The sequence below is a fragment of the Cyanobacterium sp. uoEpiScrs1 genome, assembly GCF_947331815.1.
Taxonomy (GTDB): domain Bacteria; phylum Cyanobacteriota; class Cyanobacteriia; order Cyanobacteriales; family Microcystaceae; genus Rippkaea.
In genome coordinates this window covers 2,048,538-2,066,448 of record NZ_OX373462.1, presented here as the reverse complement: position 1 = coordinate 2,066,448, position 17,911 = coordinate 2,048,538, and the positions used below count along the sequence as shown (strand labels likewise).

Annotated in this window: 12 protein-coding genes; 7 read left to right on the top strand and 5 right to left on the bottom strand. The window is 31.5% G+C overall.

Annotated features, from left to right (window positions below):
• Positions 1 to 29: 29 nt before the first annotated feature.
• On the bottom strand, positions 30 to 1,271 hold the full coding sequence (gene larC / locus OXU93_RS07135; protein WP_267383516.1) for a nickel pincer cofactor biosynthesis protein LarC: 1,242 nt from the start codon (positions 1,269 to 1,271) through the stop codon (positions 30 to 32).
• A gap of 1,191 nt (positions 1,272 to 2,462) precedes the next feature.
• The gene (locus tag OXU93_RS07130; RefSeq protein WP_267383515.1) at positions 2,463 to 3,326 is read right to left on the bottom strand and encodes a tetratricopeptide repeat protein; all 864 of its coding nucleotides are present in this window, start codon (positions 3,324 to 3,326) and stop codon (positions 2,463 to 2,465) included.
• Between the two features lie 852 nt (positions 3,327 to 4,178).
• On the opposite strand from OXU93_RS07130, the gene fghA reads away from it, so the two are divergent.
• The 3 genes from fghA to OXU93_RS07115 all read left to right on the top strand — a co-directional run bounded on the left by fghA (position 4,179) and on the right by OXU93_RS07115 (position 7,407).
• On the top strand, positions 4,179 to 5,030 hold the full coding sequence (gene fghA / locus OXU93_RS07125; protein ID WP_267383513.1) for an S-formylglutathione hydrolase: 852 nt from the start codon (positions 4,179 to 4,181) through the stop codon (positions 5,028 to 5,030).
• A 531-nt stretch (positions 5,031 to 5,561) separates the two neighbouring features.
• Positions 5,562 to 6,023, top strand: coding sequence for a hydrogenase maturation protease (locus tag OXU93_RS07120; protein ID WP_267383512.1), 462 nt, complete (start codon positions 5,562 to 5,564; stop codon positions 6,021 to 6,023).
• Between the two features lie 832 nt (positions 6,024 to 6,855).
• Positions 6,856 to 7,407 carry a Dps family protein gene (locus OXU93_RS07115; RefSeq protein WP_267383510.1) on the top strand — a complete coding sequence of 184 codons (552 nt, stop codon included), beginning with the start codon at positions 6,856 to 6,858 and terminating at the stop codon, positions 7,405 to 7,407.
• Between the two features lie 84 nt (positions 7,408 to 7,491).
• On the opposite strand, the gene cobW is transcribed toward OXU93_RS07115, so the two are convergent.
• Together cobW and OXU93_RS07105 are read right to left on the bottom strand one after the other, a co-directional pair.
• On the bottom strand, positions 7,492 to 8,523 hold the full coding sequence (gene cobW / locus OXU93_RS07110) for a cobalamin biosynthesis protein CobW (RefSeq protein WP_267383509.1): 1,032 nt from the start codon (positions 8,521 to 8,523) through the stop codon (positions 7,492 to 7,494).
• Positions 8,524 to 8,670: 147 nt separating this feature from the next.
• On the bottom strand, positions 8,671 to 9,633 hold the full coding sequence (locus tag OXU93_RS07105) for an undecaprenyl-diphosphate phosphatase (RefSeq protein ID WP_416378766.1): 963 nt from the start codon (positions 9,631 to 9,633) through the stop codon (positions 8,671 to 8,673).
• A 719-nt stretch (positions 9,634 to 10,352) separates the two neighbouring features.
• On the opposite strand from OXU93_RS07105, the gene dxs reads away from it, so the two are divergent.
• Positions 10,353 to 12,263: a 1-deoxy-D-xylulose-5-phosphate synthase gene (gene dxs / locus OXU93_RS07100; protein ID WP_267383507.1), complete on the top strand. Its 1,911-nt coding sequence runs from the start codon at positions 10,353 to 10,355 to the stop codon at positions 12,261 to 12,263.
• Positions 12,264 to 13,425: 1,162 nt separating this feature from the next.
• On the opposite strand, the gene grxC is transcribed toward dxs, so the two are convergent.
• Positions 13,426 to 13,692 carry a glutaredoxin 3 gene (gene grxC, locus OXU93_RS07095; RefSeq protein WP_267383505.1) on the bottom strand — a complete coding sequence of 89 codons (267 nt, stop codon included), beginning with the start codon at positions 13,690 to 13,692 and terminating at the stop codon, positions 13,426 to 13,428.
• Positions 13,693 to 13,884: 192 nt separating this feature from the next.
• Here grxC and OXU93_RS07090 point away from each other — a divergent pair, with 192 nt between their 5' ends.
• From OXU93_RS07090 to OXU93_RS07080, 3 genes are all read left to right on the top strand, one after another.
• Complete coding sequence (locus OXU93_RS07090) at positions 13,885 to 15,651, top strand: S8 family peptidase (protein ID WP_267383504.1); 1,767 nt, start codon at positions 13,885 to 13,887, stop codon at positions 15,649 to 15,651.
• 1,192 nt (positions 15,652 to 16,843) lie between these two features.
• The gene (locus OXU93_RS07085) at positions 16,844 to 17,068 is read left to right on the top strand and encodes a Calvin cycle protein CP12 (RefSeq protein WP_267383503.1); all 225 of its coding nucleotides are present in this window, start codon (positions 16,844 to 16,846) and stop codon (positions 17,066 to 17,068) included.
• Between the two features lie 150 nt (positions 17,069 to 17,218).
• Complete coding sequence (locus OXU93_RS07080; RefSeq protein ID WP_267383502.1) at positions 17,219 to 17,848, top strand: DUF3177 family protein; 630 nt, start codon at positions 17,219 to 17,221, stop codon at positions 17,846 to 17,848.
• Positions 17,849 to 17,911: the final 63 nt, after the last annotated feature.

Genomic DNA, 17,911 nt, shown 5'->3' with positions numbered 1-17,911 from the left:
AAGAATAAAATATAAACTTAAAATAATTACTAATATTCTTTATATTTTTTGTACCAAGTACCTATAACCATCTGTTGAATATATTGTAATGGTTTATTAGTATTTTGAGCTAGAAGTACACAGTCTTCATATTCAGCTTGAACATTAATAATTGTTTTCTGCCCATTAATTTGTTGACTAGCAATTTTAACTTTAACTATGCCATAATCTGTATCTATTTCTTGTATTTCTCTATCTAATATAGAACGATCTTGAATAAGAGAACGTATTCCTAATGTTGTGGTTTCTGTAAAAATAATTTTTTCACAGTCTACTATTCTTTCTAGAGGACAAATTACAGTCAATAAAATTCCTGGACGAGACTTTTTCATATTAACAGCTTGTGTAAATACGTCCACAGCTCCTACTAAAAATAACTTCTCAAAAATATAGCCAATTATTTGTGGATTAAGATCATCAATTTGTGTTTCCAATACAGCAATTTTTTCTGAACTATTAATAGTATCTTCATTAGTAGATTCTCCAATCCATAACTTCAAAATATTGGGAATAGTTAATTCTTGCAAACCTGCGCCTAAGCCTACTTTTTGTAACTTCATAGGGGGATGAGAACAAAACCCTTTTACTAAAGTGACTGCAATAGCTGCTCCTGTAGGCGTTACTAATTCTTTGTTAATAGAATTGCTATAGATAGGGACTTGACGAAATTCCCATAACTTAATTACTGCTGGGACAGGGACTGCTAAACACCCGTGGGATGTCCAAACAGTTCCACCCCCCATTGGCATGGGTGAACAATATAAGGTTTCTATTCCTAACCAATCTAATCCTAAACAAGTTCCTACAATATCCACAATAGCATCAGTGGACCCCACCTCATGAAAGTGTACTTTGTCAGGTTCTACCCCATGTACAGTTCCTTCTGCTATAGCTAATTGACGAAATGTATCTAGGCTCCATCGAGTTGCCCGAGAAGATAAATTAGCTTGTTGAATCATTAATTCAATTTCGGGTAAGCGACGTGTACGATAATCATGACTATGATGACGATCAATTGATTGATGATTCTTTAATAAATCGACATGAACCCTGGTAGCTAATTGTCCTTGACGGTAGACTTGTTCTTCCCACAGACGATATTCTGTTGTAATATCTAATTTTTGAAGTTCTTTCATTAAATATTTTAAAGGAACACCGCTATTAACCAATGCTCCCAAGCACATATCTCCAGCAATCCCTGTCTGACAGTCTAAATACCCTATTTTGTGCATACTTTCTGTAAACTCTTTGTCTGACTATAAAAAAAGACATTATTATCTTGAGTTTACTCTAATACTTAAAATTAGATTTATTTTGAATTATTCATATAGCCAAGATAATAATATTTTCACCCTAACAATCACTAACTTCAGGCAATCAAAGTGGTCGTAAAAAAACAATCTATTTTTTTACAACCCACTAATGCTGTTTATACTGTCGATTATCATCTCAATCACAAATCAGTCCTACAATAGTTGAAAAATCAGAAAAACTATCTAACAAGAACTATTAATCTACTTCTGTTACTCCTAATCTAATATTGTAGATTACACTCTTGTCTATAATAAAGTTCATTAGGTAATGAAGTGAGTGTTACTGTCTCTTATATTTTTTAGAATCACAGTAAAAGTTACAGGATAATCCTAAAAAAATTAGATGATCTTATTCGATCTGGTTTAACGAATTTACTCTATAAATAAAGGTTTTCTTTAGTTTGATTTTGAAAAGCAAAATCTTTAGGTACTTTAGGCAGTAAAATAAATTTAATTATTGACAACAAATCTAAATCTATGTTTGAAAATATCTATTTTTCTAAGTAAATATGATTGCTTATCAGCTTATATTTACTTAGAAAAAAATTAAGCTAGGATGAGTTACGAAATTAAATTACCTCAATTGTTTAATTATACTAGTACACTATCTATCCTTAATTTTGATTAGTTTCAGGTATAAAAGCTATCACTAGAATAGTTTATTCTAAATAATTTAACAAATATCATGTTTCTATCTTTGGTTTAGGTTATTTCCATAAAAATCTTAAATAAGTACTCTAAATATCTTAAAAATGTCCTACAATATTTATTCAATTACATTGAAGAATATAAGTAAAAATTAATATGATATATTTTTTATATTACCTTTAATATAAATAGAATTCTCCATACTTTTGATAAATACATAGACTATATTCCCAATATAAAAACGAGCGTACGTTTTAGACTATCAAGGGGTTTGATCATTAACTTATTATTTAATCAAATGGGGTAGAGTCTCTCTTCAAAAACCTTAAGATACTCTCTGTACTGGTGGCTATCAAAAATCAAATAAGAGGCTAATAATGTCAAAACTAAAGCGGACTAAATTATATCCCAAAAACATATAAGTCTTTAGTTGGCTAATTTACATTGACTTACTTAAGTGAACTATAAAGATGTTTTGTCAAGATTTTTTAGAAGAGATTTTATTTTAGGAACAGCTAAAAATATTTTAGCATCTTCTAATAATTTAGTTCCCCATAGATTATCTTTCAAAAACTGCAATTCGCCATAGCGACTATCTAATTCTAGGGCAGACTCTCCTAACCTAAGTCCCTCCTCTACCTTTCCTTGGGCATACAAAACTACTGCTAAAGCTAGTCTAGGTTCTGCTTGTGCGGGATCAATGATTGATGCTGAACGCCAATTTTCAATTGCAGTTTTAGCATCCCCTTGCTCATACTTAATTAAACCTATATTATTAATTGCGGGCCAAAAACTTTTTTCTTGGACAATTGCTCTTTCATAAATTTTAATTGCTTTTGTCGTTTTTCTTAATTTTAGATAGGAATTACCTAGATCAAACAAAGCAGTTATTACATGTGGTTTAAAAACAAGTCCCTGTTTTAACTCCGTAACTGCCGCTTGATAATTTCCTTGTTGAAAATAAGCATTCCCTAATGTGAATCTAATTCCTGCCTCTTCTGGTGCTATAGATGATGCCTTTTGTAATACTTCAATTGCTTGATCTACTTCTTGTTTTTGGATATATAAGGTTCCTAAAACAAACCAAGGTTGATGTTGAGTTGGGGCAAGTTGAGTCGCTAGTTTAGCTCTTGACAAGGCTAACTCGTATTGTTTAAAGTGGACTAACTGCACCGCATCTTCGGCCAATTCTAAGCCCCATTGTTCCAATTGTTCTAAATTAAATTGGGGAGTATAAGGAAGGAGAGACTGCCCCATAACGGGAGTCGTCAACGTCCAAAAGCCTGTCAAAGCAAGTAGGGAAAGCAACCAGTTACGTTTAGGCACGGTGTTTTTGTTTTTATTTTTAAAATAGCTAGTTAGTTATCTCAACCATTGTAATCTGTCTCGTTCCAATTTGGTTAGAGAATAGTTTTAATAAATTTAGAAATCGTGGAATGTGTGAATTATATCAAGATAGAGTTGATTTTACTTGAGTTTAAACTAAAAAGGTATAAATTCTACCCAAGCTATTATGGTAAAAACTAGAATGTAAATGCAAAGATAAACTCCTAGTCTCAATGGATAGAGCTGTCAATAAATATGAATCATATTATATTTATTTCTTTGGTAAATGGAGTCAAATAAAACCCATAATTATATTTACCTGGTTTGTAGATTTTAAATTTAATATTTTAATTATTTTACTTATTAAACTTTAATAAGTAAAATAATTAAGTTAGTGATGAAAGAAAATAGCGGCAATTAATGATTAAACGCATAAAAAGATGCTAAATACAAGAAATATAGTATAAGCAAAGTAATAATCTTATGTCATGATTTAGATTTTATCAATTATAAAAAATACAATAATTAACAAAACTATAACATTTAAATAACAACAAAATATGCTGTATTTATGTACAGTGGAAAATACTGAGATACTTTAACAACAAATTCAGATTAATTAAAAGAGTAAACTATACACTTATATACTATATCAATATTTAACTCCTACCTCTCTTGATTTCTTATTTAACTAGTAAATTCTATGTAATGAGTCAAGTATAACTAAAATAGTTTTGAATTATTGTAAGTATAATTTATGCTGTCAGTACAATCGTAGTCATTTACAACTGAAACAAAATAAGATTCTTATGTTGTATGCTTAACTATATTTCTATCTAAAATAGTTTTGTTATGTCTTATAGTCTAACGCTAAAGTCAAAATACCAATGTTTTGGTGGAACCGTTTCCTATTATAGTCATCAGTCTCAATGTTGTAATCATCCGATGAATTTTGCTGTTTATTGTCCTCCTCAAGCAGCGACTAAACCTACTCCAGTTTTGTATTACCTACCAGGACTAACTTGTACAGAGGAAAATTTTATTATTAAAGCTGGAGCACATCAGTTTGCTGCCAAATATGGCATTATCCTGGTGGTTCCTGATACTAGTCCTCGTGGTACGGGCATCGCAGAAGAGGATACAGCCTGGGACTTAGGAAGTGGAGCCGGATTTTATATTGATGCCGTTATTGAACCATGGAAAAGTCATTATCAAATGTATAGTTATGTTGTAAAAGAATTACACAATTTAATACAAGATAATTTTAATATAAAAGATACTAAGGTTAGTATCTTTGGTCATTCGATGGGAGGTCATGGTGCATTAATTTTTGCATTAAAAAATCCTCAACAATATACTTCAGTTTCTGCCTTTGCTCCTGTTACATCGCCAAGCCATTGTCCTCTTGGACAAAAAGTATTTACAGCTTATTTAGGAGATGATAAGAATAATTGGTATCAATATGATGCGAGTGAATTAATCAAAAAAACTCAGCTTAAATATCCAATCTTAATTGATCAAGGGTTAGCTGATCCTTTTTATTTTCAAAAACAATTATTGCCTGAAAAATTTAAAGAGGTCTGTGAGTGTGTGGGGCAATCTTTAATTTTAAGATTTCATGAAAAATATGATCACAGTTATTTTATGATTTCTAGCTTTATTGAGGATCATATCAGCTATCATGCTATGTACCTAAATAGTTAATCTAGCTTAAGTGTAACCAACAATTTTTATCTTATCCAACAGAGACAATATTCCTATGTTACAAGAAAAATTTATTATGATGGTCTATGTAAAATAAATAATATTAATAAATTTTGCAATTATTTTTATTTAATCATAGAAAACCAAATCTGATTAGATTACGAAAAAAGTTTAATATATCAGGAAATAAATTCTATTTTTTTAATCCAGGCAAAATAAGTTTATCTATATTTCATAGAACAATTAATAATGAAGGAACCCCCAAAATAACTATAAAAGTTTCTCTAATAATCAAAAAACAATATATTAACAGTTGATAGAGGATAGGTTGTGTTAGTTCTAGAGGATTCTGAATCATAATATATAGATAAAAATATTGTCTATTAAAATAAAGATTAATTAAATAATAACGTCCTATCCTTTAAGCAGAGAAGCAAACGCTGTCCACTTGCTTAACTACTCGAAATTATCTCTAAAATCGATTATTCTAAGATTAGAGAGTCATCTTTTTAAAACTTTATTATACTTTCTATGTTAACTATTATTGGTTGTGGTAATCTAAATAGATCTGATGATGCTGTAGGGGTCATCGTTTCCCAAAATCTTCAGAAATTTCTGGAGAAACATCCATGTCCTAATGTTCGTATATATGATTGTGGTACAGCTGGAATGGAAGTTATGTTTCAATCTAGGGGCAGTCATAAATTAATTATTATTGATGCATGTTCTACTGACTCTCCTCCAGGAACTATTTTTGAAGTTCCTGGAGAGGAGCTAGAAAGCTTGCCAGAGCCCAGTTATAATTTACATGATTTCCGATGGGATCATGCACTAGCAGCCGGGCGTAAGATTTTCAAAAATGATTTTCCTAAACAGGTAACTATCTACTTAATTGAGGCAGAGAATTTAGAGTTAGGATTAGAATTAACTCCCTCAGTAGAAAAAGCTGCGGCGGTAGTTTTGGAGAAGTTAAAAAAGCAAATTTTAAACTAGTGACAACTGAAATATAATTTCACTCAAGTAAATTTTATATATCAATAGATTAATAATAATTTTCAGTCAATAAATTACTATTATTAGTCTTTTTTTGAACTTTTTAATACCTTTCATTAGTTCAATTTATATCTAAATCTTTAAATTAAGATTTAGTAATCTTGCTTTTATGTGTTGATACAAGGTTTTTTCTTATTTCTCTAGATGCCAATTAGTTCACATACTACAATTATTTTGTCCGGTTTAATTATTAGACAAAGTATTAAAGCTTAACTAAAAACTTAATAATTTCTAGTTGAAGTTTAAGAGCTCTCATTTTACATTTCATTTCCTTATATATTGAAACTACATTAATGAATTTTTATTTAATATTTACTCTATATTCTATAATAGAATGAATAAAAAAATTGATATTTTTTATTCATCAATAAAGTAACTAGTAATTTCAATCTACTAGTTAGAGCAATACTGATTGAACTAATAGATTCATTGTTTAGTTGTTAATAAGTATCTAAGCATTGCTTGCCTGTAAGCTACAGCTCAAATTCATAACATTCAATTAGTTACTCAGCCTTAAGTATTTTTTAGATTTTTATCTGTAAATAGATATCATTATAATTTTACAGATAAAATCAAACATATATTCATATTATTTAATATTCCCAAAAAATAAATTAGTATTAAATACACTTAAGAATTAGATCAAACCTAAGTTTATTATTTTTTGTTTTAAGCTTAATTTTCAAAACTTTCTTTAGGAAAATTGTTAAATTATTCTTGAAATGAGGTATTTTAGATTTGTGAAGTTTAATAAAAAAAGAGGACAACGAAAATGACAACTGTTCAGGGTTTAGTCCGTGCTTTTGGGGAAGTAGGAGAAAACTCCGTCTTATTAGACAAGAGTGTTACCCTTCCTGTTTGTGAAGGATTAAATATATTAATAGCTAGTTTTCAAGGGCTATACCTTCAATATGAAAAGCATCATTTTGTTGTAGAAGGTTCAGAATTTTACTCTTTACACGAATTTTTTAATGAAAGCTACGATGATGTTCGTGGCCATGTTCACAATCTCGCTGAACGGTTAAATGGGCTTGGTGGAATTCCTGCTGCTAGTTTCAATAAATTGGCTGAACTATGTTGTTTTGAGCCTGAAGCTGATGGTTCTTACGGCTGTCGGGAGATGGTAGAACATGATTTAAAAGCAGAACAGGAAGTAATAAAACTACTCCGTAAACAAGCAACTCAAGCCGAAAGTTTAGGGGATAGAGCAACTCGTTACCTTTATGAGCAAATTCTTCTTAAAACAGAAGAACGAGCTTATCATTTGGATCATTTTTTGGTTAGTGATAGCTTAACTCTAGCTTTTGTTAAGGATGGAAACTAGAACCGATCTAAGACTTCTCTAAAAATAGACAAGTCTTAGCTAATTGAACAAACTCCCATCTTTAAAATGGGAGTTTTCATATTTTTATACTAGTTCAGACTCAATCTCTTTCAATGTTAATTGGCGACCAATAAATACTAGTCGAGTTTCACGAGACTCATTATATTTCCAAGGGCGATCATAGAAAGTATCAAAGCGATTACCGACTCCTTGTAAAACTAACCGCATGGGTTTAGAGGGAACATTCACAAACCCTTTAATCCTATAAATTTCTTGAGTCTTAACTATTTTCTTAAGTTGATTAATCAAACTTCTCGGCTCAAACTCCTGGTTTGAAATTATTTGGACTGCATTAATATCATCATCGTGCTCATGATTTTCTTCGTGCTCATGATGACTGTAGCGACTTTTTAAGTTGTCTTCAACAGCGGCGTTAAATCCTAATAAAATATTAGGATTGACTTCCCCATTATCACAGGGAATAATTTTAACTCCCGGCCGTAATTCTTGTTTTAACCATTTTTTGACTTTATGAAGTTGAAACGGTTCAATTAAATCGGTTTTAGTTAATAATACTAAATCCGCATACGCTAACTGGTTTTTAAACAATTCCTCAATCGGAGTTTCATGTTCTAGGTTAGGATCAGCCTGTCGTTGCACTTCTAAGGTAGCTGAATCCCCTATTAGGGTTCCTGAAACTAAAGTTTGAGAATCCACCACTGTTACAATTCCATCTACAGTGGCACTGTTACGGATTTCTGGCCACTGAAAAGCTTGAACTAAAGGTTTGGGTAACGCTAGCCCAGAAGTTTCGATTAGCACACAATCAATCTTCTCACGTCTTTCCAATAATTTTTGCATAGTTGGAAAAAATTCTTCTTGGACAGTACAACACAAACAACCATTGGTTAATTCAACAATGTTAGTATTTGGATTTTCATCTTCATCACAAATCTGACAATCCCGTAAAAGTTCTCCATCTATTCCTATTTCCCCAAATTCATTAACTAAAACAGCAATACGTCGTTGTTGATTATGCTGTAATAGATGGCGAACTAATGTTGTTTTACCTACGCCAAGAAAGCCAGTGATAACCGTAACAGGAATTTTATGCATAGTTAAAATTTAACGTACCATCAAATTATATTGTTATAAACAATTATCTTTAAAATAGCTAAAAAACAACATTAAAAATCAATTGATTTCTAATGTCATTTTTTATATAATTATCCTACCTTAATAATAACAGCAATGTGTTTTAATTCAATTAATATTTAATACATGAGAGCATAAAATAAATAATCCAAATCCTAAACGGTACCATACAAAAATCCAAGTATTACGGCTTTGCAAATAGTTAGTCAGCCAAGTGATAGCTAAATAGGAAAAAATAGCTGAAGATATGACACCAATGATAATAGGGAATAATATTTCTTTAGAAAAACCTAAAACTAAAACTTCCTTAAATTCTGCAACTCCTGCCATAGTAATGGCTGGAATTCCTAATAAGAAAGAGAATCTAGCTGCCGTTGCCCGTTCTAAATTTATAAATAACCCGGCCGTCATAGTGGAACCTGAACGAGAAACTCCTGGGATTAAAGCTAGAGTCTGGGCTAATCCTATTAATACTCCATCTTGTAATGTTAATTGTTTGAAATCTCGCTTATGGCTTCCCAGTTTTTCTGACAAGGCTAATAATGCAGCCATCACGATTGAAGCGATTGCTATTGCTTCAACGCTACGTAATGGAGAATTATCTAAATCAGAAACCAAGAGTTTCCACAGCAATCCAAAAGAGACAATTGGTAAAGTTCCCAATCCAATACCCATCGCAAGTCGAAAATCATAAGATTTATAGTCAGAGATACAAATAGCTGTAAACATTCCTCCAATAATTTTTGTTAAATCTGACCAGAAGTACCATATTACTGCGGCAATACTTCCTAGTTGAATCACTGCTGTAAAAGATACCCCAGGATCACCCCATCCTAAAACTAAGGGGACAATTTTTAAATGAGCTGTACTACTGATTGGTAAAAATTCTGTCAATCCTTGTATCATTCCTAACACGATGGACTGAAACCAGTTAAATTGAAAGATAGAAGTATCAGAAGCTTTTAGGGGAGTCGATTGGACCATTGTAGTACAACCTAAAAATAGACTTAATCCACTACTGATGGTAAAAAAAATGGCAAATATTAAGAATTTATTTTTTTTGTAGGTCATGAGTATTAATAAATTTAGGTAATCTGAGGAGGTAAAAGTTTCAGTAATTTTATCAATAAATACTTAATATTTAAAACTTTTCTAAAAAAATAAATAAGCTAGAAATATATATTCTAATAGTCCATAATTTAAAATACAATTACTTATCAAAAAATAGATTCTAATTACAAGTAAATACTCGTATGTTAGTGTTCTATCTAAGTATTATAACAATAATAGTTCTCTATTTTTTGAAGTCGAAAACAGTATAGTTTTGACATATTTTCGCTTTCTTTTGAAAAACTCACGTTTAAGTAGATTATTTTTGATAAAACCTAACTAAAAAGTCTATTCTCTAGATCAAGACTAATATTAGAATTGTAACTTAATAAATAGACTCGTATTAAATCTAGTAAAGATTATTATGGAAAATTTTTTCTTAAATCATTTATTACTAATTTTAAAACATAAATATATAAAAAGATTCAACATTCAGTTATCATCAATAATTTAGTTAACTCATAATAGGATTACCATACATGTAAATTGACATAGGAACGAAATATATTAAAGATTTTAATTTATCTATATTTAACTTAGAAGAATTTATTATGAAGATAATTTAACAATTAATACTAAAAATTTTCTTGACGAATAATAAGTAAATATTAAACCAAAATCAGAAAATCAATTAAAGTGTGATATAGCGTATTAATCAAAATGGTAGAGAAAAATATAGTATGCATATAAGTGAAATTACTCATCCCAATCAATTGCATGGTTTATCTCTTCGACAATTAGAAGACATTAGTCGTCAAATTCGAGAAAAGCATTTACAAACAATTGCCGCTAGTGGGGGACATTTAGGTCCTGGATTAGGAGTAGTAGAATTAACCGTCGCTCTTTATCAGACCCTAGATTTAGATCGAGATAAAGTAGTTTGGGACGTAGGACACCAGGCCTACCCTCATAAAATTTTGACTGGTCGTTACAGTCGTTTTCATACTTTACGGCAAAAAGGTGGTGTTGCTGGGTATCTAAAACGTTGCGAAAGTAGTTTTGATCATTTTGGGGCTGGACACGCATCTACAAGCATTTCTGCCGCCTTAGGAATGGCATTGGCAAGAGATGCTCAAAAGGAAGACTATAAAGTTGTAGCGGTGATTGGAGATGGAGCATTAACTGGAGGAATGGCTTTGGAAGCTATTAACCATGCAGGGCATCTGCCAAACACAAATCTTATGGTTGTCCTCAACGATAATGAAATGTCTATCTCTCCAAATGTGGGGGCTATTTCTCGCTACCTCAATAAAGTACGTTTGAGTGATCCCGTCCAATTTCTCTCAGACAATCTAGAAGAACAATTTAAACAGCTTCCTTTCTTTGGAGAGTCTTTCACTCCTGAGATGGAAAGGGTCAAAGAAGGAATGAAACGCTTAGCAGTTCCTAAAGTAGGTGCAGTAATTGAAGAATTGGGCTTTAAATACTTCGGTCCGATTGACGGGCATAATCTAGAAGAATTGATCGGAACCTTTAAACAAGCCCATAAGGTTCCCGGACCCGTCCTTGTTCATGTTGCTACCGTTAAAGGAAAGGGCTATGAGCTAGCTGAAAAGGACCAGGTGAGCTATCATGCCCAAAGTCCATTTAACCTAGCTACTGGCAAAGCTCACCCGTCTAATAAACCTAAACCTCCTAGCTATTCTAAAGTTTTTGCGCATACTCTCACTAAATTAGCTGAAAATAATCCTAAAATTGTTGGTATCACTGCAGCTATGGCTACGGGAACGGGACTAGCCAAACTTTATGCCAAACTTCCTAAACAATACATCGATGTGGGTATCGCTGAACAACATGCTGTTACCTTAGCGGCTGGTCTTGCTTGTGAGGGAATGAGTCCTGTTGTCGCAATCTACTCTACTTTTCTACAAAGAGCTTATGACCAAGTTCTTCATGACGTTTGTATTCAAAACCTTCCTGTTTTCTTATGTCTTGATCGTGCTGGGATTGTTGGTGCAGATGGACCTACTCACCAAGGAATGTACGACATAGCCTATCTAAGATGTATTCCTAACCTAATTATCATGGCTCCTAAGGATGAAGCGGAATTACAACGCATGGTGATAACGGGAGTTAATTATACTGAGGGACCGATTGCAATGCGTTATCCTCGTGGAAGCGGTATTGGAGTTCCCTTAATGGAAGAAGGTTGGGAACCATTGGTTATTGGTAAAGGAGAAATTCTCCGCACTGGTGATGATGTCTTGCTTTTAGCTTATGGTTCTATGGTGAATACATCCTTACAAGTGGCAGAAATTCTTAGAGAATATGGCATTGAAGCAACAGTAGTTAATGCCCGTTTTGTCAAGCCCTTAGATATAGAGTTAATCTTGCCTCTCGCTCAACGTATTGGAAAGGTAGTTACCCTGGAAGAAGGTTGTCTTATGGGTGGCTTCGGTTCAGCAGTAGCTGAAGCTTTGTCTGATAACGGTATTTTAGTTCCCTTAAAACGATTTGGGGTGAACGATAATTTAGTGGATCATGCCACTCCAGATCAATCTAAAGCAGATTTAGGGTTAACCAGTCCCCAGATTGTTGAAAACATCATACAGATTTTTTTTAAAAGTGTCCAACTTTCCTTAATGAATTAAAATAATTAAGTGGATAAATAGTCTCTATTAAATAAACAGTAGATAAATCTATCGTTATACTTGAGTTTTTAACAAAATGCTAAAGTATAAGAACCAGTTGTTTTTAACGTATTTATATCTACTTACTTAGGTTAACAGTTTATAGAAGATTGTTATTGATTTTCTATGAACTGTTTGTTATTAGCTAGATATTATTTGATTATTAAATATTTATTAAAGATGTCAGTCCATGAAATAGTATATCTTTCACTTTTGGATATTCCTAGATTTGATGCAATAAATCAATTAAAAATTATTAATTTAATCAGACTATATTTTTAAAATTATCGAAGTAAGTCAAGTTATTAGTTTAACTGTTTTTATTAAAAAATTTATCGTAACAATGGATTGATTACACATATTCAATTTAATATTCTTTATTGTTTATAACAAGCAGAGCACTATACCATTCAATAGTAATTAATTAATAATTACTTCTGTTATTTTTTGTGAACTACATATTTAAAGTTAATGGCAATTTGTTTTATATAACATCTATTTTTTTATAATTTTACTTTCTCCATAACTATAACTATTCAATTAAATAGTAGTCTATCTCATTAAATAAAAGAAATTTACTATTACTTAAGCTTATGACATATTATATATAATAATATGAATGTGTAGATACCTAGGACAATTTAGTTTTCGCAAAACTCAATTGTCAAAAGAAAGTTAGTAAATATTATTTGATTGGATAATACGATTTTTACAAATAAAAAGTTATCTAAAAAATCTTACCAGAACAGTATATCTAAATTTGACTTTCTAAAGTTAGACAAAAATGAGCATTTGTAGTCTGTATAAAAACTTTTACTTAAAGAAATAATAGCTAAGTTTGGCAATTACTTAATGGAATATACTCAATTATGCATCTAACATTTAACTCCAATAAAGATAATAACATTTAAAGGAAAGAAAACTTTCTAAAGATATAATTTAAGTGCTTCTATCCTATTTTTTGTCTAAAAATATTAGACTTACTAGTTATTCTAGAAATCTTATTTGACTAGATATTAAACTTACGGTCGACACTAAGCTTAATTCTTGTGGGACCTTAAATGTTTAGATCTTTAAAATAAGTTACAATTGTTCTCGGAGTTATATAAGACAGTACGCTTTCTCAAGCCGTTGTGGTCAAGAGATAATCTAATTTATTTATTGATTCCAAAAAATATAACTTATCACATCCACCAATAGGCTGATTGTTGATAAAAATTTGAGGAAGACTACTACGACCCTCAGCTCTTTGTCTCATATTTTCTCTTGCCTCATAATCTCCATCAATACAGTATTCAGTATACTTTACCCCTTTTTTATCAAGTAAAGCTTTGGCTCGAATACAGAAAGGACAGGAACCCCAAGTGTAAATTTCAACCTTCGTACTCATTCCGCTCCTAAATCTAGATTTTAAATCTTACTTAATATAGTACTAAAAATATACGCTAAATCACTCAACAATTACCTAAGAACTAAATAATAAGAACGTTCTTATTCAAAAATTGAAGGTTCTGAATGGGTTATTCTAAGATTTTAGACTAGTGCGTACCTTAAACTTGACTCAGACTTATGAATCAGATTTATGAAAAAGTTATTATTACTCAGTTTATTTGTTGTTGGACTTTGGTTAGCCTTACATAACTTTAAAGGACTTGCAAATCAGGGAGAATTCGACTCAATAATAATTAATTTTCGTGAAGATGTCCCTACTTCAGTCATCAGTGAACAATTAGGAGCTATTACTAAACAATACGAAAAAACTGTAAGCCTCAATAGTATTTTTTCTGCTGATGAGCACATCTATACTTTATCAGGAGATAGAATATTTTTTAATATTATCAAACGGTCTCCTATCAAAAAATATGTCGAATACTTTGAACCCAATTATGTTTATCGTACCTTAAAAACTCCCAACGATCCTGACTATAGCAAACAATGGAATTTACACAATATTAACATTGAGAAAGCTTGGAAAGATAGCAAAGGGGAAGGGATCATTGTTGCTGTTATTGACACAGGGATCAGTAGAATCCCTGATTTACAAGAAACAGAATTTGTCGAAGGGTACAATTTTGTTAACGATAATACCGATACCTCTGATGATAATGGTCATGGAACCCATATAGCCGGAACTATCGCCCAATCTACGAACAATGAATATGGAGTGGCTGGTATTGCTTATCATGCCAAAATCATGCCTCTTAAGGTTCTTGCTGGTAAGGGAGAGGGAACAGTTGCTGATATTGCCGAAGCCATTCGTTTTGCTGCTGATCATAGTGCCGATGTAATTAATCTAAGTCTTGGAGGTGGTGGTGAAAGTCAAATTATGAAAGAAGCTATTGACTATGCTTACTCAAAAGATGTCGTTATTATTGCTGCTGCAGGTAATTCTAATCAAAATGCGGCTTTCTATCCTGCCCGTAATCCTAAAGTGATTAGTGTTTCTGCTTTAGATGCGACCGGACAAAAAGCAAATTATTCCAATTATGGAGCTGGGATTGATATTTCTGCCCCTGGTGGTAGTGAAACAGGAAAGATTATTCAGGAAACCGTTAACCCTAAAACGGGGAAGTCAGTTTTTGTTGGGTTCCAGGGAACCAGTATAGCTGCCTCTCACGTTGCAGGTGTAGCAGCTCTAATTAAGGCTTCTGGTATTAAAGAACCATCTAAGGTGTTATTTATCCTCCAACGGTCTTCTCGAACAATTCGAGAAGATCCTTTTAATTATTATGGGGCAGGACAATTAGATGCAGGGGAGGCAGTTTCCTTAACTATAAAAGGTCAAATTACTTTCCATGATTTCTTCCGGTGGATACGCGATGATGGCTACCTTCACTCTCGCTTTTGGATTGATGAAAGTGTAATGAAACTAGTTCCTAAACTATTAATGGTTCTGGTATCTTATTTGTTAGCTTGGTTTTTGAGAATTTATTATCCTTTTACTTGGACTAGCCCCCTGAATTGGGGGTTAATTTTAGGGAGTTCGGGCTTGTTTTTTATTCAAGGAATTTATATTTTCGATTTACCCCAATGGCCATTTCGAGTTATGGGAAGTTCTATTCCGGAATTGACTAATTCTATTCAGGGAACTTTTTTACTAAATCCATTTCTAGCTAGTGTTTTAGTGCCTTTTACCTTGATATCTTTGTTATTTAGCCATGAGCAAGGTAGATTATTTACAATTGGAATTTCTTTAGGAATTGCATCTTGTTTAATAGTTCATGTTGTCATAAGTCCTATAGTTTGGGGGATGCCATCAGTAAACATTTCTAGATTTTTTCTAGCAGTTAATTCTACCCTATGTTTTGGTTTGGCTTGGTTAATGGCTAAAAAAAATAAAACTATGTAATTACAATACTAAAGAAGTAAATAAACAATAGTAGCAGTCTATATATTTTAGATTAGTATTTATATACTTTTTAGTTGATTGTTCATATGTTATAGGGTTAGATGATGTAGAGCTGACTAGTATCATGAGAAGTCAAGATACTTTAGAACTTGAAAATTAATAATATTTTTGAGTCTATAGATTCTTTTTAAAATCACTACCACTATTGTTATTATTTAGTTTATCTTTTTTGTTAAAATAAAAAATGTTCTATTTAATATAAGCCCCAATTTATTCTGCAGTTTTTTGTATAGCAAATAAGTTTTCTTACAAAAATTAATTCATTTAAACAGTTATTGTATTAAAAGACTTGACCCTTAAAACATTAAGGATAATTAAAAATACTTTTTGTTTAGTTCATGTTTCTTCTATATTTAAATTTTCTTTTCTATACCTAAACATTGTTGTATAAAGACAAACAATATTTGATTTTACTTACTTTAAAAAACTTATTTCTGAATTTTGTATTTTTATTTAAAAATTTTTATATTTTAGTACTAGCTAACTTTATCACAGATGTTCATTGTTACTATTTTAAATTACAATTTTTAATATTGATATATTCATGATTATACTACTTGTTAGTTGTAGTGATTTTACTATTTAAGTTTTTAAATACTTATTTTTTGATATACTTTTATATGTAATCATTCAAGAGTGATTCAACAACTTGTGTGCCAAATACTTAGACAAAATTTTTTTTACTTAATATTTCTACAAATTAATGTCCAAATGGACTAGATTTAATTTGACGAGAGTCTATTGTAAAATAAATCCCTAATAGCTGATTCATTATTTTGGAAAATTTTCTTATTAAGAAGAACACAATCTATAGAAAAAGAATATAATTGATTTATCGAGAGATAATATTTCTATGCTATTTTGTTTTAGAAAAAAAAATAGGAAATAAATAAATTTTTTTTACTCAAGTCAAATAACAAAAATTTTAAGAGTATAAGTACAATCATATAAACAAGTTTATTTTTTTGCCAACTATTGAGATGCACGTTTTTCAGAAAAATCTGAATTAATTTTAGTATAAGTGTAATATCTATCCATATTGTGACATAAGTCATGACATAGACAAATACATTAAGATAAACTGGAATCTTAATACTTATAAAGTTAAAGTTAAGGAAGCTAAAGAGGAATTATGGGCAACATTGAAGATAGAATTGAACAAGAGAGACAAAATGCTAAAATTGTTTGCAACATTGAGGGAAATAGCTCGGGAGGGTGTGCAGCTGCCTGGGATGCTGTCGAAGAGTTGCAAGCAGAGGCCTCTCACCAAAGACAAAGACAATTCACTAAAACCTCTTTTGAGACCTATTGTGATAATAATCCTGATGCAGTTGAATGTCGAGTTTATGAAAACTAAGAAATCAAGACATTGAGTAGAATAGATACTATTCTATCGTCCATTATCGGTATCATAACTCGACGGCAGTGACAGTATTATGCAAAGTATCACTAACGAAAATATCCCTTTAATAAGGGTTTGAGTATTTTTTGAGGAACTTAAAATAAAATGGAAGAACTATGGTTTCGGCCTTTAGTTTGGACTGATTACCGATTAGCGGTATTATTCATCGTTATCATTCCTACAATCTTAATTATCTGGTCTCTATTTCGACAAACAGAAGCCATTAGCCGTCTTTTAATTATTTACTGGCGGGTTGCAAGTCTATTAATGATCACAATTTATTTGCTGGTACCAGCTTGGGGAGTCGAAAATTCTGCTTTTGAAAATCTTTGCGGGCAAATTGGCTTTATTACTGCCCTAGTTGCTCGTATTCTTATTCCTATTTCTCTTTGGTTTTGGGTAGATCTTAATGATGAAATTAAGGATTTACCTCCGAGTCTTCTGAAATTGATAGTTGTCTCCTGGCGTTGGGCAATGACAGTTTATTGCAGTTTAGGAGTTATCGCTAGTGTTCCTTTCTTATCCTGTGCATTTTCCCTAGAATTACTTTCAAGTCCCTTTTGCCAAGTTTGGATTGAAGCCCCTCTAGGATACCGTTCTATTATTCATGGTGATGCTACTCAAGGATTTATTGGGTTCTTAGGACTTTCAGGATTGTCGGTTTATGTCCTCTATTTTAGTTATTTCCTATTAATTCGACTTGGTAAGCAAGGACGTTTAGCTCTTGAACAGTAAAAAAGAGTGGAAGCAAGATAAATTTAGAATTATAAATTTAGAAAAAATGATCACTTGATATTT

Coding starts and splice junctions, on each gene's coding strand:
- dxs (WP_267383507.1), top strand. CDS start 10,353: ATGCATATAAGTGAAATTACTCATCCCAATCAATTGCATGGTTTATCT.
- grxC (WP_267383505.1), bottom strand. CDS start 13,692: ATGAGTACGAAGGTTGAAATTTACACTTGGGGTTCCTGTCCTTTCTGT.
- OXU93_RS07085 (WP_267383503.1), top strand. CDS start 16,844: ATGGGCAACATTGAAGATAGAATTGAACAAGAGAGACAAAATGCTAAA.
- OXU93_RS07080 (WP_267383502.1), top strand. CDS start 17,219: ATGGAAGAACTATGGTTTCGGCCTTTAGTTTGGACTGATTACCGATTA.
- cobW (WP_267383509.1), bottom strand. CDS start 8,523: ATGCATAAAATTCCTGTTACGGTTATCACTGGCTTTCTTGGCGTAGGT.
- OXU93_RS07090 (WP_267383504.1), top strand. CDS start 13,885: ATGAAAAAGTTATTATTACTCAGTTTATTTGTTGTTGGACTTTGGTTA.
- fghA (WP_267383513.1), top strand. CDS start 4,179: ATGTCTTATAGTCTAACGCTAAAGTCAAAATACCAATGTTTTGGTGGA.
- larC (WP_267383516.1), bottom strand. CDS start 1,271: ATGCACAAAATAGGGTATTTAGACTGTCAGACAGGGATTGCTGGAGAT.
- OXU93_RS07105 (WP_416378766.1), bottom strand. CDS start 9,633: ATGACCTACAAAAAAAATAAATTCTTAATATTTGCCATTTTTTTTACC.
- OXU93_RS07120 (WP_267383512.1), top strand. CDS start 5,562: ATGTTAACTATTATTGGTTGTGGTAATCTAAATAGATCTGATGATGCT.
- OXU93_RS07115 (WP_267383510.1), top strand. CDS start 6,856: ATGACAACTGTTCAGGGTTTAGTCCGTGCTTTTGGGGAAGTAGGAGAA.